This window comes from Motilibacter deserti (assembly GCF_011250635.1).
Taxonomy (GTDB): Bacteria; Actinomycetota; Actinomycetes; order Motilibacterales; family Motilibacteraceae; genus Motilibacter_A; species Motilibacter_A deserti.
Map to the genome: position 1 here is coordinate 413002 of NZ_JAANNP010000002.1, position 24494 is coordinate 437495.

Sequence of the window (24494 nt, forward strand, 5' to 3'; positions counted from 1 at the left end):
GGCGCCCGGCACCTGTCGACTAGCCTTCCCGGGTGCGCATCGCGAGGTTCTCCCGCGGCGACGCGGTGTCCTTCGGGGTGGTCAACGGGGAGGCGGCGCAGCCGGCGTCCCTGACGATCACGCCCATCGCCGGGCACCCGTTCGCCCCCTTCCAGCTGGCCGGCGAGCCGGTCCCGCTCTCGGACGTCCGCCTGCTGGCGCCCGTGCTGCCGAGCAAGGTCGTCGGTGTCGGCAAGAACTACGCCGACCACGCCCGGGAGATGGGTGGTGAGGCACCGGCCGAGCCGCCGATCTTCCTCAAGCCCTCGACCGCGGTGGCCGGGCCGCGGGACGCGATCGTGCTGCCCCCTGGACACGGGGAGGTCCACCACGAGGCCGAGCTGGCGGTCGTCATCGGCCGGCTCTGCCGGGAGGTCCCGCGCGAGCGCGCTGCGGACGTCATCCTCGGCTACACCTGCGCCAACGACGTGACCGACCGGGACCTGCAGAAGAAGGACGGCCAGTGGGCGCGGGCCAAGGGCTTCGACACCTTCTGCCCGCTCGGCCCCTGGATCGAGACCGACGTGGCGCCCGACGACGACCGGGCGGTCGGCTGCACGGTCAACGGCGAGACCCGGCAGGACGGGCGTACCTCCGACCTGCTCATGGGCGTCGCGGACCTCGTCGCGCTCGTGTCGGCGGCCTTCACACTGCTGCCGGGTGACGTGATCCTCACCGGCACGCCGGCAGGCGTCGGCCCGATCGTCCCCGGCGACGACGTGGCCGTGACCATCGAAGGGGTCGGGACGCTGAGCAGCAGGGTGGTGGCGCGTGACTGACACGCCCGTGAGGGTCCGCTTCTGCCCGTCGCCGACGGGCAACCCGCACGTCGGGCTCGTCCGGACCGCGCTGTTCAACTGGGCCTACGCCCGGCACACCGGCGGCACGTTCGTCTTCCGCATCGAGGACACCGACGCCGCGCGGGACTCCGAGGAGTCCTACGAGGCGCTGCTCGAGACGCTGCGCTGGCTGGGGCTCGACTGGGACGAGGGGCCGGAGGTCGGCGGCCCGCACGCGCCCTACCGCCAGTCCCAGCGGATGGACGTCTACGCCGACGCCGCCCGCCGGCTGCTCGCGGCCGGGCTCGCCTACGAGTCCTTCTCCACCCCGCAGGAGGTCGAGGAGCGGCGCCGCGCCGCCGGGCAGGACCCGAAGCTGGGCTACGACAACGCCGACCGGGAGACGACCGCCGAGCAGCGCGCGGCGTACGTCGCCGAGGGCCGGCAGCCGGTGCTGCGGCTGCGGATGCCCGACGAGGATCTGCACTTCACCGATCTCGTACGCGGTGAAGTGCGCTTCGCTGCAGGCTCGATCCCTGATTACGTCATCGTCCGTGCCGACGGCTCGCCGCTCTACCCGCTGGTGAACCCGGTCGACGACGTGCTCATGGGCATCACCCACGTGCTGCGCGGCGAGGACCTGCTGTCGTCGACGCCGCGTCAGCTCGCGCTCTACCGCGCGCTCGGCGAGATCGGCATCGGCAGCGGCGAGCCCCCGCTCTTCGGCCACCTGCCCTACGTCATGGGGGAGGGCAACAAGAAGCTCTCCAAGCGCGACCCCGAGTCCGCCATCGGCTACTACCGCGACGAGGGGTTCATCCCCGAGGGCCTGCTGAACTACCTGGCGCTGCTCGGCTGGTCGATCGCGGAGGACCGCGACGTCTTCTCGCTGCAGGAGATGGTCGAGGCCTTCGACGTCGCGCGCGTCAACGCCAACCCCGCCCGATTCGACCTCAAGAAGTGCGAGGCCATCAACGGGCAGTGGATCCGCCGCCTGGAGCCCGCGGACTTCACCGAGCGGGCGCTGCACCAGCTCGCACTCGACGGCTTCGTCTCGGCCCCGCCCACGGACGAGCAGCGCGCGCTCATGGCCGCGGCGACGCCGCTCGTGCAGGAGCGCGTGACGCTGCTCAAGCAGGTCTCGGCGATGCTCGCCTTCCTCTTCACGGACACGGTCACGATCGCCCCGGAGGCGGCGAAGCTGCTCGACGCCGGCGTCCTGCAGGCCGCGCTCGACGCGCTCGAGCCGCTCGAGGAGTGGACGACCGCGGCCACGCAGACCGCGCTGACGGCGGCGCTCGTGGAGGGCATGGGGCTCAAGCTTGGCAAGGCGCTGGGGCCGCTGCGGTCGGCCATCAGCGGCCGCAAGGTGTCCCCGCCGCTGTTCGAGTCGCTGGAGCTGCTGGGCCGGGAGCGGTCGCTGGAGCGCATCCGCGCGGCGCTCGACTCGCTGTCGTGACGACGGGGGCGGACGTAGCGGTCGAGGCGGTCCTCTTCGACGTCGACGACACCCTGCTCGACCACACGGGGGCGGTCGAGCGGGGGTTCCTCGCGCGGCTCGCGCAGATCGCCCCCGAGGCCGAGCAGCAGGCCGCGGTCGCCGAGTGGAAGCGGCTCGAGGACCTGCACTACCCGCGCTACCTCGCGGGGGAGCTGACCTGGTCCGGGCAGCGCAGGGAGCGGGCGCGCGACATCCTCGCCTGGCTCGGCCTGCCCGCGCTGGCCGGCGACGACGAGCTCGACGCGTGGTTCGACGCCTACCGGGAGGCGTTCGACGCCGCCGTCGAGGTCTTCACCGACACCGTCGACGTGCTCGACGCGCTCGGCGTGCCGATGGGCGTCGTGAGCAACAACGAGACCGCCAACCTGCTCGCCAAGCTCGAGCGCGCCGGGCTGGGCGGCCGCTTCGACGTCGTCATCTGCCCCGCCGAGGGCGGGCTGCCGGCCAAGCCCCATCCGGCGGTCTTCCACGCCGGGTGCGAGGCGCTCGGCTCGGACCCGGCCCGCACCGCGTACGTCGGGGACCGGCTGCGCACCGACGCGCTGGGCGCGCGCGACGCCGGCCTGGTCGGGGTCTGGCTCGACCGCGCCGCCTCCGACCGCGAGGTGCCCGAGGGCGTCGTACGCATCGAGAGCCTCGCCGAGCTCCCGGCCCTGGTGGCTCGCGGCGCTCAGGACGCCGCCCGGCCGTAGCCGGGACCTAGCCACCCCCTGGCCGGCTCCCGACGCACGAGGGCCCGCCGTACGACACCAGGTGTCGTGCGGCGGGCCCTGTCGTCGCAGGCTGCCCTTGTCGTGGCGGCGCCCGCTTCAGCGGCCTGGCGTCAGGCGGCCTTGAGGTGGTTCCACTGGCCGCCGGAGCCGGCGCGGGCGATCGCGACCGGGTCGATGACGGTGCCGCCGGAGGCAGCGCCCGGGCGGGCGACGCCGCCCTGCACGACGTACGTCTGGCCGTTGGGGCCGGCGCGCAGCACGGTGCCGTCCACCGGGTGGTACGAGACGTGCGAGAGGCGGCCGGTGGCGGCGGTGTTCACGAGCGCGTAGTTGTCGACCCGGGTGTAGTCGGAGCGGTAGCCGCCGATGGCGTCCCAGCTGCTGAGGTAGATCGGCGCGCCGCCGGCGAAGACGAAGACCTCGCCGGAGGAGGACAGCACGAGAGCGCCGTCGGCGGGCCGCTTCGGCAGCGTGTCGAACTCCGCCTGGCTGACGTTGGTGTAGGACCGGAAGCCGCCGACCGCGGCGAAGTCGCTGACGTAGAGCGGCGCACCGCCCGCGATCACGTAGACCTCACCGGTGCTCGTCAGGTTGATGAGCGTGCCGTCGCTGAGCGACAGGGCCGGCGCGGTGGGGGTGGGGGTCGGCGTCGGGGTGCTCCCCGTGGCCCTGACGGTCACGCCGGCGCTCGTGGCCGCGGAGGCGTTGCCCGCGCCCGCGTACGTCCAGCGGTACTCCGTCGTGGCCGACGGCGTCACCACCGTGCTCGCCCGGCCGCCCGACGTCGTCGCGTTGCCGACGGTCGCCCAGTCGCCGCCCGTCTTCGCCTGCAGGGTCAGCGGCGAGCCGTCCGGAAGGGGAGCGCTCCCCGTGCGCAGCACCGAGCTGCCCGAGACGCTCACCGTGACTCGGGAGCCGGGCGCGACGGAGGTGGGGGTCGCGGAGGCGGCCAGTGTGGTCTGTCCCGAGATCTGGATGTTGTACGTCGGGAAGCCCTGCGCCCGGGTGCGGATCGCCCCGTTGTCATCGCGGTAGGTCACGCCGCCGGCGCCGAGGTTCCACGTCCCGACGCCGAGCCGGAAGTTCTGGGCGTCCGTCAGCGTCGCGCGCCACTCGGTGCGCTCCCCGTTCACCGGCGCGAAGATCAGGTTCCGGAACTTCTGCTCCTCGAGGAGCAGCGTCGTGAGCCCGGTCACCCACACCTCGACCGACTCGGCCGGCGCCGTCGTCGTCAGCGCCACGTCCACGGACGGCACCTGGCCCGCCTGGACCACGGTGCTCGTCACGTTGCTGCGCAGGTTGACGATCGAGGGGATCGCGGCGGCCTGGGCCGGCGCGGCCGTGAGCACGCCCGCCGAGGCGGTCAGGACGCCGGCGGCGAGGCCGGCTGCGGTCAGGGCGGGAACACGCATGCGGGAGCGGGGGAGCAGGCGCATAGGGGTCCTTCGACGGAGGGGAGTCGGCGAGGGGGCTTCACGGGAACTGACGTCCGTGGCAGCTCGGCGAGCGAGCCCGCCCGGCCTCGTACTCGGCATAACACCACGGATCCGGCGGCTGTTCCGGGTTTCGGCCCGGTCGGGTGGGTCACAGATCAACTCCCCGCGGGCGTGCGGGGCCCGACGGGGAGGGGTGGGGTTCGCATGGGGCGACCGCCGTCGGGTACAGTTCTTCCCGTGGTCGAGCCGGGAACGGCTCAACTCCATGGGGTATGGGGTAATTGGCAGCCCGGCTGATTCTGGTTCAGCTAGTCTAGGTTCGAGTCCTGGTACCCCAGCTCCGCTCGCGGCGCTTGCGTCGCGGGTTCTGTATGGCCCCGTTGTGTAGCGGCCTAGCACGCCGCCCTCTCAAGGCGGTAGCGCGGGTTCGAATCCCGTCGGGGCTACAGAGCCGAAGGCCCGCTCCTCACTGAGGAGCGGGCCTTCGTCGTTGGTGGGCTCAGGCGCCGCTGGGGTCGGGCGCAGGCGTCCGAGGCCGCGCGCGCTGGGACGGTCCGTGAGCCGGGCCGTGGGGCGACGGCGAGGGGTGGGCTCGCGTGCCGTGCCTCGGCCGCTTGGATCTTCTGCGGTACGCCCGAGGCCGGCGGGAGCGCGTGCCGGGCCGAGCGACGCCCTGCGTGGTGGCGACGGCGGGCTGGTGGTCCCGCGCGACCTTGTGAACCGTAGAGCGGGTCCTGACCGGCCGCGTGGTGCACGAGGTGCGCCGTCGAGCGGGAGCGGGGCGTACGTCGAGTGCGCCCGGTTGGTGGGTCGTGGGCGGGGCTCCGGTTCCGGCGGTACGTGTTTACGAGGGCCCCGCGGGTTGTGTGCGACAGCGCACGCCATCACGTGCTGCAGCGCACACAACATGGCTGTGCGTACACCGCGGGGCGTGCCGGAGCAGCGCAGCGTGGTCGACGGTGCGCCTGTCGACCACGCCGGCTCCGGTCTCGCCGGGACGCGCGGCTCCGCAGGGCCCCGGTGCCGCCAGGTCGCGTGCGGCGGGGTCCGTGTCCACCAGGGCATGTGAGGCCAGGTCGTGTGCGCTCACGCACGTCATCACGTGCCCCGGCGCACACAACGCCGATCCAGCGGCCGCGAGGAGCCCGTCCACCCGGCAGCCCACGACCTCGAGGCCCGGGAAGACCGCCCGCCGCTCGTCGACCGCGCCCGCCACGCACGACGGGCGTCAGCGGCCGAGGGCCTCCGTCAGCCGCGCGGCTGCCGCGACGACCGCGGGGGCGTGCACGCGGCCGGGCTGGCGGGTGAGCCGCTCGATGGGGCCGGAGACGCCGACGGCCGCGACGACGCGGCCGCCGGGGCCGCGTACGGGCGCGGAGACCGACGCCACGCCGGGCTCGCGCTCCCCGACGCTCTGTGCCCAGCCCCGGCGGCGGACGGCGGCGAGGGCGGTGGCGGTGAACACGGCCTCCCGCAGCCCGTGGTGCATGCGCTCGGGCTCCTCCCAGGCGAGGAGCACCTGGGCCGCCGACCCGCCCTGCATCGAGAGGGTGGCGCCGATCGGGATGGTGTCGCGCAGGCCGTACGGGCGCTCGGCCGCAGCGACGCAGACCCGGTCCTCGCCCTGCCGGCGGTAGAGCTGCGCGCTCTCGCCGGTGGACTCCTGCAGCTGGGTCAGGACAGGCCCGGCCACGGCCACGAGGCGGTCCTCACCGGCGGCGGCGGCGAGCTCGCCCAGCCGCGGCCCCAGGACGAACCTGCCCTGCAGGTCACGCCCCACGAGCCGATGGTGCTCCAGCGCGACCGCCAGCCGGTGCGCCGTCGGGCGGGCCAGCCCGGTCGCCGTGACGAGCCCGGCGAGGGTCATCGGCCCGGCCTCGAGGGCGCCGAGGACGACAGCGGCCTTGTCAAGGACGCCGACTCCGCTACTCTTGTCCATGTACCAAGACTGCCGTCTCAAGTCCTGAGATGGCAAGCCGTTGAAGAAGGAAAGCCGCAGCGAGTCGGAAGGGGCTGGCGATGGGGACGACCCTCGCGGAGAAGGTCTGGGAGTCGCACGTCGTGCGGCGTGCCGAAGGTGAGCCCGACCTGCTCTACATCGACCTGCACCTCGTGCACGAGGTGACGAGCCCGCAGGCGTTCGACGGGCTCCGGCTCGCCGGGCGCCCGGTCCGTCGGCCCGACCTCACGATCGCGACCGAGGACCACAACGTCCCCACGACCGGGCTCGGGCAGCCGATCGCGGACCCGGTGTCGCGCACGCAGGTCGAGACGCTGCGCCGCAACTGCGAGGAGTTCGGCGTCCGGCTGCACCCCATGGGTGACGCGAGCCAGGGCATCGTGCACGTCATCGGCCCGCAGCTGGGGCTGACCCAGCCCGGCATGACGGTCGTCTGCGGCGACTCCCACACGAGCACGCACGGCGCGTTCGGCGCGCTCGCGTTCGGCATCGGCACCAGCGAGGTCGAGCACGTCCTGGCGACCCAGACCCTGCCGCTCAAGCCGTTCAAGACCATGGCCATCACGGTCAAGGGCCAGCTCGCCCCCGGCGTCACGGCGAAGGACATCATCCTCGCGGTCATCGCGAAGATCGGCACCGGCGGCGGGCAGGGCCACGTGCTCGAGTACCGCGGCGAGGCCATCCGTGCGCTCTCCATGGAGGGCCGCATGACGATCTGCAACATGTCGATCGAGGCCGGCGCCCGCGCCGGGATGATCGCGCCGGACGAGACGACCTTCGCTTATCTGAAGGGCCGTCCGCACGCGCCGCAGGGCGCCGACTGGGACGCGGCGGTGGAGAACTGGAAGTCGCTCGTCACCGACGAGGACGCCGTCTTCGACCGCGAGGTGGTCATCGACGCCAGCGAGCTCTCGCCCTTCGTCACCTGGGGGACCAACCCCGGTCAGGGCCTGCCGCTCTCGGCGAACGTCCCGGACCCGAAGGACTTCGAGAACGAGCAGGACCGCGTCGCCGCCGAGCGCGCGCTGGAATACATGGGCCTGACCGCCGGCACGCCGCTGCGCGACATCCGCGTGGACACGGTCTTCCTCGGCTCGTGCACCAACGGCCGCATCGAGGACCTGCGCGCCGCGGCCGACGTCCTCAAGGGCCGCCGCGTCGCCGACAGCGTGCGGATGCTCGTCGTTCCGGGCTCCGTGCAGGTGCGGCTGCAGGCCGAGGCCGAGGGGCTCAACGAGGTCTTCACCGCCGCGGGAGCCGAGTGGCGCGGCGCGGGCTGCTCGATGTGCCTGGCGATGAACCCCGACAAGCTCGCTCCCGGAGAGCGCAGCGCGTCGACGAGCAACCGCAACTTCGAAGGGCGGCAGGGCGCAGGCGGGCGTACGCACCTGGTCTCGCCTCAGGTCGCCGCGGCCACGGCCGTCACCGGGCACCTCGCGGCGCCCACCGACCTGGCCGGCGAGCCGGCCCTCGTCAACGCCTGATCTTCAAAGCCTGAGCTTCGATTCCACCCTGGGAGTACGCACGATGCGCGCGTTCACGACCCACACCGGCACCGCGGTCCCGCTGCGCCGGAGCAACGTCGACACCGACCAGATCATCCCGGCCGTCTACCTCAAGCGGGTCACCCGCACCGGCTTCGAGGACGCCCTGTTCGCCGCGTGGCGGCAGGACCCGGGCTTCGTCCTCAACCAGCCCGAGCGGGCGGGCGCGACCATCCTGGTGGCCGGCCCCGACTTCGGAACCGGTAGCTCGCGCGAGCACGCCGTCTGGGCGCTCAACGACTACGGCTTCCGCGTCGTCATCTCCTCGCGGTTCGCCGACATCTTCCGCGGCAACTCTCTGAAGGCCGGGCTCCTGACGGCGCAGGTGGACCAGGACGTCGTCGAGCGGCTGTGGGAGATCGTCGAGGCCGACCCCGCGACCCCCGTCACGGTCGACCTCGTCGAGCGCACGGTCTCCGCGGGCGACCTCGTCGCGCCCTTCGACGTCGACGACTACGGCCGTTGGCGCCTGCTCGAAGGCCTCGACGACATCGACCTCACGCTGCGCCAGGCCGACGCCATCGACTCCTTCGAGTCGACTCGCCCGTCCTGGAAGCCGCGCACCCTGCCCGTGCTGTCCTGAGCGGGGCGCTGCCGTGAGCACCGAGGCGGCCGTCCGCTGGGACGGGGCGGCGTACTCCCTCGCGAACGCGCACCATCGCGCGTTCGACGAGGAGTTCCTGGCACCGCTGGGATTGCGGGCCGGCCTGCGTGTCCTCGACGTGGGGTGCGGGACCGGTGAGCTGCCCGAGCGCATCGCCGGGATCGTCGCGTCCGGCACGACCGGTACGCCCGTCACCGCGGTGCCCGCCGGCGAGGTCGTCGGCGTCGAGCCGGACCCGTCGAACTTCGCGGTGGCCGACCGTCGTGCACGTCCGGGCCTGCGCTTCGTGCAGGCCCGGGCGCAGGACCTCGCCGCGGCGGTGGGAGGTGGGCCGTCCTTCGACGTGGTCCTCAGCGTTGCGGCGCTGCACTGGATCCCGGGAGCGGACCACCCCCGCGTCCTCGCGCAGATGGCCTCGGTGCTGCGCCCGGACGGCCTGCTGCGACTGGACCTCGGTGGCTCGGGCCAGATCGAACGGCCCCGCGAGGTGCTCGACGCGCTCGCCCGTCGGCACGGCCTGCCGGAGGCCCCGTGGCACTTCCCGACGGCGGCGGATCATGCCGAACTGCTTGCGGGCGCGGGTTTTTCGCTCGACGGCGGATGGGCCCGGCTGCTGCGTCAGCGGAGGGCTTTCCCCGGAGCCGCCGACCTGCGGCTGTGGCTGCGCAGCCAGGTCCTGCCGGCCTATCTGCGCGGCGTCGACGATGCGGCAGCCGCGCAGTTCACGGCAGAAGCCGAGGCCCGGTGCCTGCAGGAGCTGCGCCGTGACGACGGCTCCTACGACCAGGACTACGTCCGTCTGGACGTGCTCGCCCGGCGCCACTAGCCCGTTTTGGTGCCTCTCGGGTGCTCCTCCGGGACGAAAAACCCGACGACACAAGGGGAAACGCCGTCACGGTCGTTGTGCACAGCGGTTTGGACCCCTACCGTCAGCGGGAAATCGGGCACGAAGCCTGATGTCGTCACCCCCGGAGGGGAGCTGTGAACAGAGCTCAGCTGATCGAAGAGCTGGCCGGCCGGTACGACGGCAACAAGCGCCAGGCTCAGCACGCGCTGGAGTCGGTACTTGACGTCATCCAGCGCCAGCTCGTCAAGGGCGAGAAGGTCGGCATCACCGGCTTCGGTGTCTTCGAGCGCGTCGAGCGCGCGGCGCGCACGGCTCGCAACCCCGCAACCGGTGCGAGCGTCAAGGTCAAGAAGACGACCGTTCCGAAGTTTCGTCCCGGCACCGAGCTGAAGGCCGTCGTCAGCGGGGCCAAGAAGCTGCCGAAGACGCCGGTCGCGACCTCGCCCCCGGCCGCCACCGGCCGTGGGCGGGCCGCCGCCACCGAGGCGGCCCCGGCCGCGCGCGGTGCCGCCAAGGCGACGGCGTCGCGGACGGCCACCGCCACAAAGGCGCCGGCCGCGAAGACGGCCAAGGCTGCGGCGACCAAGGCTCCGGCGCGGACCGCGGCGAAGTCGACGGCCACCAAGGCGACGGCGACGAAGGCGACGGCCACCAAGACCGCCGCTCGCGCGACGAAGTCGACGGCGACCAAGGCCTCCGCGGCCAAGGCGACGACGACGCGGGCCACCGCGACGAAGGCCACGGCCACCAAGGCAGTGGGCCGCAAGGCCGCCGCCGCCCCGGCCAAGAAGGCGCCGGCGCGCACGGCTACGAAGGCCGCAGCCGCCACGCCGGCCAAGAAGGCGCCAGCGAAGCGCACGGCCAAGAAGGCCTGAGCAGACGGGCCGGGCTCCCCGCGGGGGGGAGCCGGGCCGTTCTGCGTCAGCCCGGCCGAGCTCAGCCCTCGGGCGGCAGCGGAAGCGTGATCGCGGTCAGCACGAGAGCTCGTCGCCCCGACGCGTCGAGGCGCATCCGCACGCGCTGGCCCTCGCGGAGCAGGCGGAGGCCGGCGCGTTCGAGCGCGGACCGGTCGAACTGCACCCGGGCGCCGTCGTCGCGCAGCACTGCGCCGTCCCCGGTCTCGCGGTCGTAGGCCGCGACCGTCCCCTGCGCCTCGGTCACGTCACGCCGCCCGCGTCAGCAGCGCGCTCGTGCAGGGCCCCAGGCCGAGAGCCCGTGCCGAGGCCAGGTCGGCGACGGTGTCGACGTCCCGCCGCACGCTCGCCACATCGGCCAGCCCGAGCTCGACCGCGCCCGCGTGCAGGTGCCGCGCCCTCGAGCCCGGGCCGTACGCCGGGGCGAAGCGCTGCCGGTCGCGCGCGCAGTAGACCGTCGTGCCGATGCCGTCCGCGTCGGCCAGGAACGACAGGGGCACGCGCGAAGCGGCCTGCAGGACACGGTCGAGCTGGTCGGGCACGAGGGCGGGCAGGTCGGCGGTCACGGCCGCCAGCGGGCCGCCGGCGCCGTCGCCGCGCAGCCCGTCGGCGGCGGCGCGCAGCGCCGGGTTGAGCCCCTCGGGAGCCGACGCCGCGACGGACACGTCGAGGCCGGCGAGCGCGGCGCGTACCCGCTCGTCCGGGGTCACGACGACGACCCGGGCCACGGCCGGGCAGCTGCGGGCGGCCTCCACGGTGTCGAGCGCGAAGGCGAGCGCGAGCTCGGACCGGTCGGCGCCCGCGGGCGGCTCGAGCCTGGTCTTCGCCCGGTCCAGCGGCTTCACCGGGACGAGAAGGGTCCAGCGCTGCACGGGACGATCCTTCCATGAGGACGGGCCGGCGCCGTCCCCGCGCCGAGCCGGGCGGCGGGCCCGCGTGGACATCGCGCAGGATGGACGCGACACTTGTGCGCCGCCGAGGCGGCACCCATCGACGGCTGCATGACGGCAGTGGAACGACAACGCGGGACGACGGGCTCGTGGAGGAGGCGGAGTGGCGCGCGGCGGACCGGACTGGCAGGGCCCTGGCTACCGGGTGGCAGTCGTGACCCTGGTGCCCCTGCTGCGGGCGTTCACGCGTCGGGTGTGGCGCGGGCAGGAGAACCTCCCGCCGACCGGGGGAGTCCTGGTCGTCGCCAACCACGTCTCGGTGGCCGACCCGACGGCGGTCGCGTACTTCGTGCATGCCTCCGGGCGCCGGCCGCGCTTCCTCGCCAAGTCGACGCTGTTCACCACCCCGGTCGTCGGGTGGGTGCTCTCCACCGCCGCCCAGATCCCCGTGCAGCGCGACTCCCGCCACGCGGGCAAGGCCTTCGACGCCGCGCTCGAGGCCGTGGGCGCCGGTGAGTGCGTGATCATCTATCCCGAGGGCACCGTCACCAAGGACCCCGCCATGTGGCCGATGGCGTCGAAGACCGGCGCCGCGCGGCTCGCGCTGCAGACGAGCGTCCCGGTGCTGCCGCTCGCCCAGTGGGGCGCGCAGGACCTGCTGCCCCGCAACAGCAAACGCCCTCGGCTGTGGCCGCGCCCGACGCTGCAGATGGAGCTGGGGCCGCCGGTGCCGCTCGACGACCTGCGCGCCCTGCCGATGACGGCCGACGTGCTGCGCCAGGCGACCGACCGCATCCTCGACGCCCTCACCGAGCGGGTGGCCGCAATGCGCGGTGAGCCCGTGCCCGCCGAGCGTTTCGACCCGCGCAAGGCCGCCGCCGACGGGGCGGCCGGGTGAGCCACGTCGCGGTTCTCGGCAGCGGCTCCTGGGGCACCGCCTTCTCCCAGGTCCTGGCCGACGCCGGCACCGACGTCGTCCTGTGGGGCCGCCGGGCCGCGCTGTGCGAGGCGATCGACCGCACGCACGAGAACCCGGACTACCTGCCGGGAGTGCGCCTCCCAGAGCAGGTCCGCGCGACCTCGGACCCGCGTCGCGCCTTGGCCGGCGCGCAGGTCGTCGTGCTGGCGCTGCCCGCGCAGACGCTGGGCACGTCGCTCGGCCAGCTGCGCGAGCACCTGCCGGCATCGGCGGTCCTGCTCAGCCTCGCCAAGGGGGTCGAGCTCGGGACCTGCCGACGCATGAGCGAGGTCGTGCAGGACGTCACCGGCGCGGCGGCCGAGCAGGTCGCCGTGCTCACCGGGCCCAACCTCGCGGGCGAGATCGCGGCCCGGCAGCCGTCCGCCTCGGTCGTCGCCTGTGCCGACGAGCAGGTCGCGGCACGGTTGCAGGAAGCGTGCTTCACGCCTTACTTCCGCCCCTACACGAACACCGACGTCGTCGGCTGCGAGCTCGCCGGCGCGGTCAAGAACGTCATCGCGCTGGCGGTCGGGATGACCGCGGGCATGGGGCTCGGGGACAACGCGAAGGCGAGCCTTATCACCCGGGGCCTCGCCGAGACCAGCCGGCTCGGCCTCGAGCTGGGGGCCGACCCGATGACGTTCGCCGGCCTCGCCGGGCTCGGCGACCTCGTCGCGACGTGCTACTCGCCGCTCTCGCGCAACCGCGGGCTCGGCGAGCGCCTCGGCCGCGGGATGAGCGTGGACGAGGCCTCCGCGGCCACGGGCCAGACCGCCGAAGGGGTCAAGACCGCGGAGTCCGTCCTCGAGCTCGCCCGCCGGCACGGCGTCGAGATGCCGATCACCGAGCAGGTGGTCCGTGTCGTACGCGAGGGTGCCGCGCCGCGCGAGGCCGTCGGCGCGCTCATGCTGCGAAGCACGAAGGCCGAGCGGTGAATCGCGCTTTGCACATCAGCTTTCGCTGATCAGGCCTCCAGCGCCGCCGAGAGGTCGGCCCAGAGGTCCTCGACGTCCTCGACCCCGACCGACAGCCGCACGAGCCCCTCGGGGACGTCGAGCGACTCCCCGGAGTGGCGCCGCCTGCGCTCCAGCGTCGACTCGACGCCGCCGAGGCTCGTCGCCGGCGTCCACAGCTCGCACGCCGCGACCAGCCGCTCCGCGGCTGCGGCGCCGCCGCGCACGTCGATGCAGACGATCGAGCCGAAGCCCTGCATCTGCTCCGCCGCCCGCTTGTGGCCCGGGTCGCTCGCCAGCCCGGGATAGCGCACCCGGTCCAGTGCCGGGTGGCCCTCGAGCCGGACCGCCAGCTCGGCGGCGTTGGCCTGCCCGCGCTCGACGCGCAGGTGCAGCGTGCGCAGCCCGCGCAGCACGAGCCACGCCTCGGCCGTGCCGGGCACCGCGCCGTACGTCGTGCGCACCGCGCGGGCCGCGTCGACCCGGGCCTCGTCCCGGCTCACCAGCACGCCGAGCAGCGCGTCGCTGTGGCCGGAGAAGTACTTCGTGCCCGAGTGGACGACGACGTCGAAGCCGATGTCGAGCGGGCGCAGCACCAGCGGCGTCGTGAAGGTCGCGTCGGCGACCGTCGTCACGCCCGCGGCCCGCGCGGCGGCGACGACCGCGGGCAGGTCGGCCACGGCGAGCAGCGGGTTGGTCGGCGACTCGATCCAGAGCAGGTCGGCGCCGGGCAGCGCGGCGGTGACGGCGGCGGTGTCGGCCGGGTCGACGAGGCGGACCTCGCCGACGCGCCCGCGCGCCTGCATCGTGCGCAGCATGGCCAGCGTGCCGGAGTAGGAGCCGAGCGGGGCCACGACGGTGCCGCCGACGGGGACCGGGTCCAGCGCGGCCGACACCGCGGCCAGGCCCGAGCCGTACGCGACGGCGATGCCGCCCTCGAGCTGGCCGACCGCGTCCTCGAGCGCCTCCCAGGTGGGGTTGGTGAACCGGCCGTAGACCGCGCCGCCGCCCTGGACGTAGGTCGAGGCGAAGGACATGGGGACGTTCAACGGCTCGTCCGGCTCGTGCGGGGGACGGCCGGCCGAGACCGCGATGGTGGCGGGGGAAGGGATGCGCTTCACACCGCCAGCCTCCCAGAGCCGCACAGAGCCTGCCGGTAGGGTCGCCGCCCATGAGCAAGCTCCCGGTGCCCGCCGCCGGCCCGGGCCAGCAGCCGTCCGCGGACGGGCAGGGGCGCCCCCGGGTCGCCGTCGTCTTCGGCGGGCGCAGCTCCGAGCACGCGGTGTCCTGCGTCTCGGCCGGTTGCGTCCTGCGCGCGATCGACCGCCACGCCTGGGACGTCGTCCCCGTCGGCATCACCCGCGAAGGGCGCTGGGCGCTCGCGGCGGACGACCCCGAGCGGCTGCAGATCAGCGGCGGGCAGCTGCCCGAGGTGCCCGACACCGGAGCCGCCGTGGTCCTCGCGCCCGACCCGACGTCCGGCGGCCTCGTGGTGCAGGAGCAGGGCGACGTACCGGCCGTGCTGCGCTCGGTCGACGTCGTCCTGCCGCTCCTGCACGGGCCGTTCGGCGAGGACGGCACGCTGCAGGGCCTGCTCGAGCTGGCCGACGTGCGCTACGTCGGAAGCGGCGTCTTCGCGTCCGCCGCTGCCATGGACAAGGGCCACATGAAGGCGCTGCTCGCGGCCGCCGGGCTGGCGACGGGGGCGTACGTCGTCATCTCCCCGCGGGCCTGGGAGCACGACCCGGCCGCCGAGCGGGCGAAGGTGCGGGCGCTGGGGCTGCCCGTCTTCGTCAAGCCGTGCCGGGCCGGGTCGAGCGTCGGCATCACCAAGGTCACGTCGTGGGACGCGCTGGACGCGGCGGTCGAGGAGGCGCGGCGGCACGACCCGCGGGTCATCGTCGAGGCCGGCATCGTCGGCCGCGAGCTCGAGTGCGGGGTCCTGGAGGGCGAGGACGGCGGCCCGGCCGAGGCCAGCGTCGTCGCCGAGGTGCGGGTCGATTCCGAGCACGACTTCTACGACTTCGTCGCGAAGTACGTCGACGGCGGGGCGACGCTGGACGTGCCCGCCGACCTGCCCGCGGACGTCTCGGACGAGGTGCGCCGGCTGGCGGTGCAGGCCTTCGAGGCGCTGGGCTGCGAGGGGCTGGCCCGGGTGGACTTCTTCCTCGCCGACGACGGGCGCGTGCTCGTCAACGAGGTCAACACGATGCCCGGCTTCACCCCGGCCTCGGCGTTCCCGCAGGTCTGGGCGGCCACCGGGCTGGACTACCCGGCGCTGGTCGCGCGGCTGCTGCGGACCGCCGCCGCCCGGCCGGTGGGGCTGCGCTAGCCGCCGCGGATGATGCACTCGGCGCCGGTGCGCCCCAGGTGGCCGAGCGCGTCGCCGAGGTCGGCCAGCAGCTGGGCGTCGTAGTCGCCCGGGACCTTCACCTCGACAGCGGGGCGGCGCCCGTAGGTCACGAACAGCGTGGACGTGTCCCCGGGCACGCTGACCCAGTCGATCCCGTCGATGCCGTAGCAGTCCGCCTCGGTCGGCCCCGGCTCGCGCACCCCGCAGCGCAGGGTCACGGCGGGGTCGCCCCAGGCCGCGGTGAGCGTGCTCTGCGGCCGCGTCGTGCGCCGGTCGAGGCCGCCGACCTGGTCGGGGAGCAGGCGGGTGACGACCTCGCAGTCCGTGCGCTCCTGCGCCGTCACCGGGGGCGGCGTCAGCCCGGGGCCGAGGTGCGAGCGCACCACGGCGGTGACGCCCGTCGCGGCGAGCGCGAGGGCGGCGAGCCCCGCGGCCAGCGCCCCGGCCCGGAGCACGGCGGGGTGGCGCACGTCGCGGCCGGCCGGCGGGCCCTCCGGCTGCGCCGCTGGGTCGGCGGAAGGCTGCGCGGTCAGAGGTTGACCACCGAGCAGGTGAGCGTCCGGGTGATGCCCTCGACGCCCTGCACGCGGGCCACGACGAGCTTGCCCAGCTCGTCCACGTCGGCCGCCTGGGCCCGGACGATGACGTCGTAGGGGCCGATCACGTCCTCGGCGCTGACGACGCCGGCGATGTCGGCGATCTCCTTGGCCACGGCGGCCGAACGGCCGACCTCGGTCTGCACGAGGATGTAGGCGTGGACCACGGAGGCCTCCCGAGGAACGGAGCGGAGTGACCGAGCACGGAGATGACGGCGAGAGTACCGGTGGCCGGGTGGCGCCCCAACCGGACACGACGGTCGGCGGGCTGGGGGAGTTCGGGCTGATCCGGCAGATCACCGGTCGCTTCGCCGCCGGGCCCGGGGTGCTGGTCGGCCCGGGCGACGACTGCGCGGTCGTCGCCGCCCCCGACGGCCGGGTGGCCGTGACGACCGACGTCCTCGTGGAGGGCGTGCACTTCCGGCTCGACTGGTCCTCCGCCGTCGAGGTGGGGCGCAAGGCGGCGGCGCAGAGCCTCGCCGACGTCGCCGCCATGGGGGCCCGGCCGACCGCGATCGTGGTCGGGCTCGCGGCCCCGGCCACGCTGCCCGCGGACTGGGCGCTGGGCCTGTCGGACGGGCTCGCGGCCGAGTGCGCGGTCGCGGGGGCGTACGTCGTCGGCGGGGACGTCGTGCGCTCCGACCGGGTCGTCGTCAGCGTCACGGCCCTCGGCGACCTCGCCGGCCGCCGGCCCGTGCTGCGCTCCGGTGCCGTGCCCGGGGACTCGGTCGTGGTGAACGGGCCGCTGGGCCGGTCGGCCGCCGGGCTGGCCCTGCACCTCGCCGGGGACGCCGCGCTGCTCGAGCGCTTCGCGCCGCTCGCGGCCGCCCACCGCGTGCCCGCTCCGCCGTACGCCGCCGGCCCCGCGCTCGCCGACGCTGGGGGCACCTCCCTGGTCGACGTGAGCGATGGGCTGCTCCAGGACCTCGGGCACGTCGCGGAGGCGAGCGGCGCGGTGCTCGAGGTCGACGCGGGCGCGCTGGAGGCGTACGTGACTGAGCTGGCCGGCTGCGCGGACGCGCTGGGGGCGGACCCCTGGGAGTGGGTGCTGGGCGGCGGTGAGGAGCACTCGCTGGCCGGGACGGCGCCGGCCGGGGCGGGCCTCCCGCCCGGGACACGGGTCGTCGGACGCGTGGTCGCCGCCGACGGGCGCGCGCCGGGCGTCGTGCTGCGCGGGCGGGCGCTGCCCGCGCGCCTCGGCTGGGACCACTACGCCGGCTGACCGCGGCTGCCCCGGACTGGCGCTCGCGGCGCCCGGCATGCAGAAGGGCCGGCCTCCCCGAGGGGAGTCCGGCCCTTGCGGCTGTGGCGAAGCGCCTAGCGGACGACCTTGCCCGCCTTGATGCACGAGGTGCACACGTTCAGCTTCTTCGGGGTCTTGCCCACCAGCGCGCGCACCGTCTGGATGTTCGGGTTCCAGCGGCGGCGCGTCCGCCGGTGCGAGTGCGAGATGTTGTTGCCGAAGCCCGGGCCCTTGCCGCAGACGTCGCAGTTCGCTGCCACGGGAAACACTCCGTCAGGTCGCTCAGTGGGTCAGTGGTGTCGCCGGACGGGTCCGGGCAACCTGCACAGAGTAGCGGACGCGCCAGCAGGACGGAAAACCGTCGAGCGGGCGGGCGGCAGCTACCCTGCGGGCGGCAGGGGCCGGCATCCGGAGCCGTCCGGCCCGCCGGGTCGGGGAGGAGGTCGCATGGCCGAGGCAGATGCTCCGCAGGCCCTGCAGCTCGCGCCCCGGGGTGCGGGGGCTGCCCTCGCCGGCTTCGACGCCTCCGCCCTTCGCCGCTGGTGCCGCACCAGCCTCGACGCGCTGGGAGCAGCCCGCGAGGAGATCGACGCGCTGAACGTCTACCCGGTTCCCGACGGGGACACCGGGACGAACCTCTACCTGACGATGGAGGCGGCGCACGACGCGGTCGCGGCGCTGCCGGCCGACGCCCCGCTCGCCCAGACCGTGCGGGCGCTCGCCCGCGGCGCGCTCGTCGGTGCCCGCGGCAACTCCGGGATCATCCTCAGCCAGCTGCTGCGCGGCGTCGCCGGCACGCTCGCCGTCGAGGCCGCGCTCGAGACCCGCGCCGCCGACGCCGACCTGCTCACCGAGGCGCTCTGCAAGGCCACGGACCTGTCGTACGCGGCGGTCGCCCACCCGGTCGAGGGGACGATGCTCACGGTCGCGCGGGCCGCCGCCGACGCGGCGCGCGCGGTGAGCGAGCGCGACCTCGGCGTGGTCGCCCGGGCCGCCGCCACGGCGGCCCGTGACGCGCTCGCCCGCACCCGGGACCAGCTCGAGGCGCTGCGCCGGGCCGGGGTCGTCGACGCGGGGGGCGCAGGCGTCTGCCTGCTGCTCGACGCCCTCGCCGCGACGGTCACCGGCGAGCCGCTGCAGCCCGCCCCGCTGCGCAGGGCCGGACGGCCCGGGCCCGCGCTGCCGGCCGCGACCGGCGCCCACGGCGGCGCGCGCGGGGCCTCCCCGGCGTATGAGGTCATGTACCTGCTCGACGCCGACGACGCCGCGGTGCCCGCGCTGCGCGAGCGGCTCGACGGGGTCGGGGAGTCCCTCGTCGTCGTCGGCGGCGAAGGGCTGTGGAGCGTGCACGTGCATACGGACGACGCCGGCGCCGCCGTGGAGGCCGGCATCCGGGCCGGGCGCCCGCACCAGATCCGGGTCACCGCGTTCGCCGCGTCGGAGTCGTTCGACGGCGAGGGTGCCGAGCACCTGCGCGTGCGGGCGGTCGTCGCGGTCGTCGAGGGCGACGCGCTCGCGGCGCTGCTGGCCGGTGAGGGCGCCACCGTCGTGCGCGTCGCGCCGGGCGCCCGGCCGGCCACCGAGCGGCTGCTCGACGCCGTGCGCGGCACGGGCTGCCGGGAGGCCGTGCTGCTGCCCGGCGGCGTCGAGGGGTTGGCGGTCGCCGAGGCCGCGGCCCGGCAGGCGCGCAAGGCGGGCCTGCGCGTCGCGGTCGTCCCCGTGCGCTCGCCGGTCCAGGCCGTCGCCGCGGTCGCCGTGCACGACGCGGGGCGCCGCTTCGAGGACGACGTCGTGTCGATGACGACCGCTGCCGGGCACATGCGCCACGGCGCGGTGACGGTCGCGACCGCCGAGGGGCTGACGAGCGCAGGCCCGTGCCGGCCCGGCGACGTGCTCGGGATCGTGGAGTCGGACTTCGCGGTGGTGGGGGCCGACCTGGGCGCCGTCGCGTGCGAGGTGGTCGACCGGCTGCTCGCCGGCGGCGGGGAGGCGGTCACGCTGCTGCTCGGCGAGGGTGGGGACGCCGCGCTCGCCGGCCGCGTGGAGGACCACCTGGCCGCGGCCCGTCCGGACGTCGACGTCGCCGTGCTGACCGGGGGCCTGCCGGGCGCGCCGCTGCTGGTCGGGGTGGAGTGAGGCTGGGGTGACCGCGTGCTCGACGACCCGCTGAAGTCCCTCGTCGGGGACCGCACCGCGGCCGTCCTGGAGAAGGGGCTCGGGCTGCACACGGTCGGGGAGCTGCTGCGGCACTACCCGCGGCGCTACGCCGAGCGCGGCCAGCTGACCGACCTCGCATCGCTCGAGATCGACGAGCACGCCACCGTGATGGCCCGCGTCGAGCGCGTCTCCTCCCGCCAGTTCTCCCGCGGCGGCCGGCGCGGCTCGCTGCTCGAGGTCGTGGTGACCGACGGCCGCGGCCGGCTCAAGCTGACCTTCTTCAACCAGCACTGGCGGGAGAAGGAGCTGCACGCGGGCCGCGTCGGGCTCTTCTCCGGCAAGGTCGGTGACTTCCGCGGCCAGCGCCAGCTCGCCCACCCCGACTACGTCCTCTTCGACGAGGAGGCGGGCGCCGACGACGTGGCCGCCTTCACCGATCAGCTGATCCCCGTCTACCCCGCCACCGCGCAGCTTCCCTCCTGGAAGATCGCGCAGTGCGTCCGCGTGGCGCTGGACTCGTTGCGTGACCCGGCCGACCCGCTGCCCGAGCACGTCCTCGCCGCGCAGGGGCTGCTCCCGCTCGGCGAGGCGCTCCGGCTGGTGCACCGCCCGCAGACCCGCGGCGACGTCACCCGCGCGCTGCAGCGGCTGCGCTGGGACGAGGCGTTCGTGCTGCAGGTGGCGCTCGCGCAGCGCCGGGCCGCCACCCGCGCGCTGCCCGCCGTGGCCCGCGTCGCGGCCCCCGACGGCGTGCTCGCCGCCTTCGACGCGCAGCTGCCGTTCGCGCTCACGGTGGGCCAGCAGGAGATCGGCGAGGAGATCCGCGCCGACCTCGCCCGGGCGTACCCGATGAACCGGCTGCTGCAGGGCGAGGTCGGCTCCGGCAAGACCATCGTCGCGCTGCGCGCCATGCTGGCCGTCGTCGACTCCGGCGGGCAGGCGGCGCTCCTCGCGCCCACGGAGGTGCTCGCCCAGCAGCACGCGCGCTCGATCCGGGCGATGCTCGGCCCGCTCGCGGAGGGCGGTCTGCTCGGCGGGGCCGAGCGCGGCACCCGGGTCGCGCTGCTCACCGGCTCCCAGCCGACGGCCGCCCGGCGCCAGGCGCTGCTCGAGGTTGCCAGCGGCGACGCCGGCATCGTCGTCGGGACCCACGCCCTGCTGCAGGAGCACGTGTCCTTCTTCGACCTCGGGCTCGTGGTGGTCGACGAGCAGCACCGGTTCGGCGTGGAGCAGCGCGACGCCCTGCGCGGCAAGGCCGACGCCCCGCCGCACGTCCTCGTCATGACCGCGACGCCGATCCCGCGCACGGTCGCGATGACCGTCTTCGGCGACCTGGAGGTGTCGACCCTGCGCGAGCTGCCGCGCGGCCGGTCCCCCATCTCCAGCCACGTCGTGCCGGTGGGGGAGAAGCCGCACTTCCTCGAGCGCGCCTGGTCCCGGCTGCGCGAGGAGGTCGCGGCCGGGCACCAGGCCTACGTCGTCTGCCCCCGCATCGGCGAAGGCCCCGCCGGCGAGAGCGAGGAGGAGCAGCCGACCGGCGACGAGCCCGACGACACCGGCCGCCGGCCCCCGCTCGCGGTGCTCGACGTGGCGCCGATGCTCGCCGACGGGCCGCTCGCGGGGCTGCGGATCGACGTCCTGCACGGGAAGCTCCCGCCCGAGGAGAAGGACGACGTGATGCGCCGCTTCGCCGCCGGCGAGGTCGACGTGCTCGTCGCGACGACCGTCGTCGAGGTCGGCGTCGACGTCCCGAACTCCACCGCGATGGTCGTCATGGACGCCGACCGCTTCGGCGTCTCGCAGCTGCACCAGCTGCGCGGCCGCGTCGGGCGAGGGGCGGCCGCCGGCATCTGCCTGCTGGTCACCGACGCCGAGGCCGGCACGCCCGCCCGGGAGCGGCTCGACGCCGTGGCGTCGACGCTGGACGGTTTCGAGCTCAGCCGGCTCGATTTGGAGCAGCGCCGCGAGGGCGACGTCCTCGGCACCTCGCAGTCGGGCAAGCGCTCGAGTCTGCGGGCGCTCGCCGTCGTCCGGGACGAGGACGTCATCCGCGCCGCCCGCGAGGAGGCGACCGCGGTCGTCGAGGCCGACCCCGACCTCGCCGCCCATCCCGCGCTGCGCTCGGCCGTCCGTGAGCTCGTCGACGCCGAGCGTGCGGACTACCTGGAGAAGGCGTGACCCGCGTCGTGGGCGGCGCCGCCGGAGGGCGCCGGCTCGCCGTGCCTCCCGCCGGGACCCGTCCGACCTCGGACCGCGCTCGCGAAGGGCTCTTCTCCACGTTGACCGCGCTGACCGGCGGCCTCGACGGCCTGCGCTTCGTCGACCTGTACGCCGGGTCCGGCGCCGTCGGCCTGGAGGCGCTGAGCCGGGGCGCCGCCCACGTGCTGCTCGTGGAGAAGGCAGAGCGCGCGCAGCGCGTGGTGCGCGCCAACGTCGCCACCCTCGGCCTGCCGGGCGCCGAGGTCGTGGGCGCCCCCGTCGAGCGGCTCGTGGACGCGCCTCCTGCGCCTCCGGCGGCGGCGCCCTACGACGTCGCCTTCCTCGACCCGCCCTACGCCGTCACCGACGTCGCGCTCGCCGGCGTGCTCGGCCGGATGGCCGACAACGGCTGGCTGGCACCGAGCGCCGTGGTGGCCGTCGAACGGGAGACCCGCGGCGGCCCCTTCGCCTGGCCCGGGCGGTTCACCGCCCGACGCGAACGCCGCTACGGCGAAGGCACGATCTGGTACGCGGAGTTCAGCGAATGAGCGTTCCCAGAACCGCCGTTCTCGTCCTGCTTGGAGCCGAGGACGCCGGGGAGCTGCTCACCCTGCAGCGGGCCGCGTTCGTCACCGAGGCGCAGGCGTAATCCAACCCCCACATCAACCCGTTGACCGAGCCGCTCGCGGCCGTGACCGCCGCGGTCGAGGACCCGGCCGTGGTCGTGTTCGGGCTGCGCGGGCCCGGCGGCCGGCTGCTCGCGGCCGCGCGGCTGCGGCTCGACGGTGCCGTCGCGCACCTCGGCCGGCTCGTCGTCGCGCCCGACCTGCAGGGGCAGGGGCTGGGCGGGGCGCTCCTCGCCGCGGCCGAGGACGTCGCGCCGCCCGCCGTCCGCGAGGTCCGGCTCTTCACCGGCGCGCGGAGCGAGGCGAACCTCCGGCTCTACCGGCGCCACGGCTACGTCGACGCGCCCGCCGGCACCGAGCCCGTCGCCCTGGACGGTGTCGTGTTCACGCACCTCGTGAAGGCGATCGGCCCTCGGCTGTGCGACGATTCCGCCGCCGGGGGCAGCGCCGGTCCGCCCGCGCCACGCGCGTCCGGAGCTGACCCGACGAGAGGCTGGAAGGAGCCGTGAGCCGGTCCGTGCGCCGATGCGTGTGCCCGGGGTCCTTCGACCCCGTGACCAACGGGCACCTCGACGTCATCGAACGGGCTTCGCGGCTCTACGACGAGGTCACCGTCGGGGTCCTCGTCAACGCGAGCAAGAAGGGGCTGTTCGAGCTCGACGAGCGGATCGAGATGCTCCGCGAGGTCGTCGCCCGCCTCGGCAACGTCCAGGTGACCTCCTTCCACGGCCTGCTCGTCGACTTCTGCCGCGAGCGTGACATCCCCGTCGTCGTGAAGGGCCTGCGCGCGGTGAGCGACTTCGACTACGAGCTGCAGATGGCCCAGATGAACCACCGCCTGTCCGGGCTCGAGACGGTCTTCGTCGCCACCAACCCCGAGTACTCCTACCTCTCCTCCAGCCTGGTCAAGGAGGTCGCCACCTACGGTGGTGACGTGTCCGGGCTCGTGCCCGACCTGGTCCTGCAGCGGCTCGGGGGACGGCTGCAGGCCGGCGGACGGCGGCCCTGACCCGCCTGCGCCGCCCAGGCCCTCGCGGGCCGCAACAGTGCCGACCGTCGGCGCGCCGACGAAAGGAGAGCCCGTGGACGTGACGAGCAAGCTCGACGAGCTCACCGGCCTGGTGTCCGAGGCGCGCTCGATGCCGATGTCCGCGTCCTGCATCGTCAACCGCGGCGAGGTCCTGGCGCTGCTCGACGAGATGCGCGAGCTGCTGCCGGAGGAGCTGCACCACGCCGAGGCCGTCCTCGAGGACCGCGACGCGGTCGTCGACGACGGCCGGCGCCAGGCCGCCCAGGTGCTCGAGGAGGCGTACGCCGAGCGCGAGCGGCTGGTGGGCCAGGAGGAGGTCGTCGCCGAGGCGCACCGGCAGGCCCGCGCGATCGTCGCCGAGGCCGAGGAGCTGGCCGCGCGGATGCGCCGCGAGACCGACGACTACGTCGATGCCAAGCTGGCCAACTTCGAGGTCGTGCTCACGAAGACGCTCGCGGCCGTGAGCCGGGGGCGCGACAAGCTGCGCGGGCGCTCGGACCTCGCCGACATCGCCGAGCGCGGCCGCGACGCGGCGCGCCCGGGGGAGGCGGGCGAGGCGTACGACGAGCGGCGCCCGGGGGAGCGGCCGTACGCGGAGGAGCCGTACGCCGAGCAGCCCTACCCCGAGCAGCCGTACGACGAGCAGCCGTACGACGAGCAGGGCGGCGCGGCCCGCACGGACGTCCCCGAGGGGCCGTACGCCGAGCAGCCCTACGACGAGCAGCCCTACGACGAGAGCGCGGGCGACGAGCAGCCGCGGCCGGGCGACGACGAGGGCGGCCAGCGGCGGCTCGGGTACGGGCCGCCGCGCTGGTAGCCGGGCGCCGGCGGGTCGGCACGGGACAGCGGGTCGTTCGGGGCCGCCGGGTCGCAGCGCGCTGAGCGGCCGGCAGGGGTCGGGCATGTCGGCGGCCTGCCGGCCGAGTCCGCGCAGGCCCGGCCGTCCCGTCCCGGTCCGGTAGGCTTGTCCATCGGCCTGCCGCACTGCCCTGCCGTGCGGCGCGCCGCTGCGACACCGGGCTGGGGCGCACCCCCAGCCGCAAAACCGAGACATCCGCTCACTCCGCCGGAAGAGACGTGACCCGCTCCCAGCCCACCGCGCCCCGCCTCGACGCGCGCGGCCCGTTCGTGCTCGACACGCGCGAGCTCGGC

At 75.0% G+C, this 24494-nt stretch carries 25 protein-coding genes and 2 tRNA genes; 19 read left to right on the forward strand and 8 right to left on the reverse strand.

The window, feature by feature from the left end:
• Window positions 1-32: 32 nt before the first annotated feature.
• Genes G9H71_RS06875 through G9H71_RS06885 form a run of 3 tightly spaced genes read left to right on the forward strand, consistent with a single transcriptional unit; the run spans window position 33 to window position 3011 of the window.
• Window positions 33-818, forward strand: a complete 786-nt coding sequence (locus G9H71_RS06875) for a fumarylacetoacetate hydrolase family protein (protein ID WP_166279976.1) — start codon at window positions 33-35, stop codon at window positions 816-818.
• The gene (gltX, locus tag G9H71_RS06880; protein WP_166279978.1) at window positions 811-2277 is read left to right on the forward strand and encodes a glutamate--tRNA ligase; all 1467 of its coding nucleotides are present in this window, start codon (window positions 811-813) and stop codon (window positions 2275-2277) included. Before G9H71_RS06875 ends, gltX begins: the two co-directional genes overlap by 8 nt.
• Window positions 2274-3011, forward strand: a complete 738-nt coding sequence (locus G9H71_RS06885) for an HAD family hydrolase (RefSeq protein WP_166279981.1) — start codon at window positions 2274-2276, stop codon at window positions 3009-3011. The genes gltX and G9H71_RS06885 overlap by 4 nt, the downstream gene beginning before the upstream one ends.
• Window positions 3012-3142: 131 nt before the next feature.
• Here the strand turns inward: G9H71_RS06885 and G9H71_RS06890 are convergent, their stop codons facing one another.
• Window positions 3143-4468 (reverse strand): hypothetical protein, encoded by a 1326-nt coding sequence (locus tag G9H71_RS06890; protein ID WP_231134283.1) that lies wholly within the window; start codon window positions 4466-4468, stop codon window positions 3143-3145.
• Between the two features lie 266 nt (window positions 4469-4734).
• Between G9H71_RS06890 and G9H71_RS06895 the strand changes: the two genes are divergently transcribed.
• Window positions 4735-4806 (forward strand) — tRNA-Gln (locus G9H71_RS06895).
• A 35-nt stretch (window positions 4807-4841) separates the two neighbouring features.
• A tRNA-Glu gene (locus tag G9H71_RS06900) sits at window positions 4842-4914 on the forward strand.
• A 782-nt stretch (window positions 4915-5696) separates the two neighbouring features.
• On the opposite strand, the gene G9H71_RS06905 is transcribed toward G9H71_RS06900, so the two are convergent.
• Window positions 5697-6407, reverse strand: a complete 711-nt coding sequence (locus G9H71_RS06905) for an IclR family transcriptional regulator (RefSeq protein ID WP_166279987.1) — start codon at window positions 6405-6407, stop codon at window positions 5697-5699.
• 80 nt (window positions 6408-6487) lie between these two features.
• Here G9H71_RS06905 and leuC point away from each other — a divergent pair, with 80 nt between their 5' ends.
• From leuC to G9H71_RS06925, 4 genes are all read left to right on the forward strand, one after another.
• Window positions 6488-7912 (forward strand): 3-isopropylmalate dehydratase large subunit, encoded by a 1425-nt coding sequence (gene leuC / locus G9H71_RS06910; RefSeq protein WP_166279990.1) that lies wholly within the window; start codon window positions 6488-6490, stop codon window positions 7910-7912.
• Between the two features lie 43 nt (window positions 7913-7955).
• Window positions 7956-8555: a 3-isopropylmalate dehydratase small subunit gene (leuD, locus tag G9H71_RS06915; protein ID WP_166279993.1), complete on the forward strand. Its 600-nt coding sequence runs from the start codon at window positions 7956-7958 to the stop codon at window positions 8553-8555.
• Window positions 8556-8568: 13 nt separating this feature from the next.
• Window positions 8569-9402, forward strand: a complete 834-nt coding sequence (locus tag G9H71_RS06920) for a class I SAM-dependent methyltransferase (protein WP_166279996.1) — start codon at window positions 8569-8571, stop codon at window positions 9400-9402.
• Between the two features lie 155 nt (window positions 9403-9557).
• A complete protein-coding gene (locus tag G9H71_RS06925) occupies window positions 9558-10298 on the forward strand; it encodes an HU family DNA-binding protein (protein WP_166279999.1) in 741 nt (246 codons plus the stop codon).
• A 61-nt stretch (window positions 10299-10359) separates the two neighbouring features.
• On the opposite strand, the gene G9H71_RS06930 is transcribed toward G9H71_RS06925, so the two are convergent.
• The gene (locus G9H71_RS06930; RefSeq protein ID WP_166280002.1) at window positions 10360-10584 is read right to left on the reverse strand and encodes a cold-shock protein; all 225 of its coding nucleotides are present in this window, start codon (window positions 10582-10584) and stop codon (window positions 10360-10362) included.
• A 1-nt stretch (window position 10585) separates the two neighbouring features.
• Entirely contained in the window at window positions 10586-11209 is a 624-nt protein-coding gene (cofC, locus tag G9H71_RS06935) for a 2-phospho-L-lactate guanylyltransferase (protein ID WP_331272801.1), read from the reverse strand.
• A gap of 181 nt (window positions 11210-11390) precedes the next feature.
• Between cofC and G9H71_RS06940 the strand changes: the two genes are divergently transcribed.
• Both G9H71_RS06940 and G9H71_RS06945 read left to right on the forward strand, forming a co-directional pair.
• Window positions 11391-12125 carry a lysophospholipid acyltransferase family protein gene (locus G9H71_RS06940; protein WP_166280008.1) on the forward strand — a complete coding sequence of 245 codons (735 nt, stop codon included), beginning with the start codon at window positions 11391-11393 and terminating at the stop codon, window positions 12123-12125.
• Window positions 12122-13120 (forward strand): NAD(P)H-dependent glycerol-3-phosphate dehydrogenase, encoded by a 999-nt coding sequence (locus G9H71_RS06945; protein ID WP_166280011.1) that lies wholly within the window; start codon window positions 12122-12124, stop codon window positions 13118-13120. The genes G9H71_RS06940 and G9H71_RS06945 overlap by 4 nt, the downstream gene beginning before the upstream one ends.
• A gap of 29 nt (window positions 13121-13149) precedes the next feature.
• Here G9H71_RS06945 and G9H71_RS06950 read toward each other — a convergent pair whose 3' ends face one another.
• On the reverse strand, window positions 13150-14259 hold the full coding sequence (locus tag G9H71_RS06950) for a trans-sulfuration enzyme family protein (RefSeq protein WP_166280014.1): 1110 nt from the start codon (window positions 14257-14259) through the stop codon (window positions 13150-13152).
• 50 nt (window positions 14260-14309) lie between these two features.
• On the opposite strand from G9H71_RS06950, the gene G9H71_RS06955 reads away from it, so the two are divergent.
• Entirely contained in the window at window positions 14310-15470 is a 1161-nt protein-coding gene (locus G9H71_RS06955) for a D-alanine--D-alanine ligase family protein (RefSeq protein ID WP_166280017.1), read from the forward strand.
• On the opposite strand, the gene G9H71_RS06960 is transcribed toward G9H71_RS06955, so the two are convergent.
• Both G9H71_RS06960 and G9H71_RS06965 read right to left on the reverse strand, forming a co-directional pair.
• Complete coding sequence (locus G9H71_RS06960) at window positions 15467-15961, reverse strand: DUF3515 family protein (protein WP_166280020.1); 495 nt, start codon at window positions 15959-15961, stop codon at window positions 15467-15469. The genes G9H71_RS06955 and G9H71_RS06960 overlap by 4 nt on opposite strands.
• A gap of 59 nt (window positions 15962-16020) precedes the next feature.
• A complete protein-coding gene (locus tag G9H71_RS06965) occupies window positions 16021-16254 on the reverse strand; it encodes an Lrp/AsnC ligand binding domain-containing protein (protein WP_166280023.1) in 234 nt (77 codons plus the stop codon).
• A 68-nt stretch (window positions 16255-16322) separates the two neighbouring features.
• On the opposite strand from G9H71_RS06965, the gene G9H71_RS06970 reads away from it, so the two are divergent.
• Window positions 16323-17309 (forward strand): thiamine-phosphate kinase, encoded by a 987-nt coding sequence (locus G9H71_RS06970; RefSeq protein ID WP_166280026.1) that lies wholly within the window; start codon window positions 16323-16325, stop codon window positions 17307-17309.
• A gap of 95 nt (window positions 17310-17404) precedes the next feature.
• Here the strand turns inward: G9H71_RS06970 and rpmB are convergent, their stop codons facing one another.
• On the reverse strand, window positions 17405-17590 hold the full coding sequence (rpmB, locus tag G9H71_RS06975) for a 50S ribosomal protein L28 (protein ID WP_166280029.1): 186 nt from the start codon (window positions 17588-17590) through the stop codon (window positions 17405-17407).
• 187 nt (window positions 17591-17777) lie between these two features.
• On the opposite strand from rpmB, the gene G9H71_RS06980 reads away from it, so the two are divergent.
• The 6 genes from G9H71_RS06980 (at window position 17778) to G9H71_RS23080 (ending at window position 24159) form a co-directional block, all read left to right on the forward strand.
• Window positions 17778-19466: a DAK2 domain-containing protein gene (locus G9H71_RS06980; protein WP_166280032.1), complete on the forward strand. Its 1689-nt coding sequence runs from the start codon at window positions 17778-17780 to the stop codon at window positions 19464-19466.
• A 15-nt stretch (window positions 19467-19481) separates the two neighbouring features.
• The gene (gene recG, locus G9H71_RS06985; RefSeq protein WP_166280035.1) at window positions 19482-21665 is read left to right on the forward strand and encodes an ATP-dependent DNA helicase RecG; all 2184 of its coding nucleotides are present in this window, start codon (window positions 19482-19484) and stop codon (window positions 21663-21665) included.
• Window positions 21662-22234: a 16S rRNA (guanine(966)-N(2))-methyltransferase RsmD gene (gene rsmD / locus G9H71_RS06990; protein WP_166280038.1), complete on the forward strand. Its 573-nt coding sequence runs from the start codon at window positions 21662-21664 to the stop codon at window positions 22232-22234. Before recG ends, rsmD begins: the two co-directional genes overlap by 4 nt.
• A 122-nt stretch (window positions 22235-22356) precedes the next feature.
• Window positions 22357-22821, forward strand: a complete 465-nt coding sequence (locus G9H71_RS06995) for a GNAT family N-acetyltransferase (protein WP_166280041.1) — start codon at window positions 22357-22359, stop codon at window positions 22819-22821.
• A gap of 8 nt (window positions 22822-22829) precedes the next feature.
• Window positions 22830-23321: a pantetheine-phosphate adenylyltransferase gene (gene coaD, locus G9H71_RS07000; RefSeq protein ID WP_166280574.1), complete on the forward strand. Its 492-nt coding sequence runs from the start codon at window positions 22830-22832 to the stop codon at window positions 23319-23321.
• Window positions 23322-23394: 73 nt separating this feature from the next.
• Window positions 23395-24159, forward strand: a complete 765-nt coding sequence (locus G9H71_RS23080) for an ATP synthase subunit B family protein (RefSeq protein WP_196791746.1) — start codon at window positions 23395-23397, stop codon at window positions 24157-24159.
• Window positions 24160-24494 lie beyond the last annotated feature (335 nt).

Excerpts from the sequence above, each read along its gene's own strand:
- G9H71_RS06890 (WP_231134283.1), bottom strand. The coding sequence starts at position 4,468 with ATGCGCCTGCTCCCCCGCTCCCGCATGCGTGTTCCCGCCCTGACCGCA.
- G9H71_RS06905 (WP_166279987.1), bottom strand. The coding sequence starts at position 6,407 with ATGGACAAGAGTAGCGGAGTCGGCGTCCTTGACAAGGCCGCTGTCGTC.
- leuC (WP_166279990.1), top strand. The coding sequence starts at position 6,488 with ATGGGGACGACCCTCGCGGAGAAGGTCTGGGAGTCGCACGTCGTGCGG.
- leuD (WP_166279993.1), top strand. The coding sequence starts at position 7,956 with ATGCGCGCGTTCACGACCCACACCGGCACCGCGGTCCCGCTGCGCCGG.
- G9H71_RS06955 (WP_166280017.1), top strand. The coding sequence starts at position 14,310 with ATGAGCAAGCTCCCGGTGCCCGCCGCCGGCCCGGGCCAGCAGCCGTCC.
- G9H71_RS06980 (WP_166280032.1), top strand. The coding sequence starts at position 17,778 with ATGGCCGAGGCAGATGCTCCGCAGGCCCTGCAGCTCGCGCCCCGGGGT.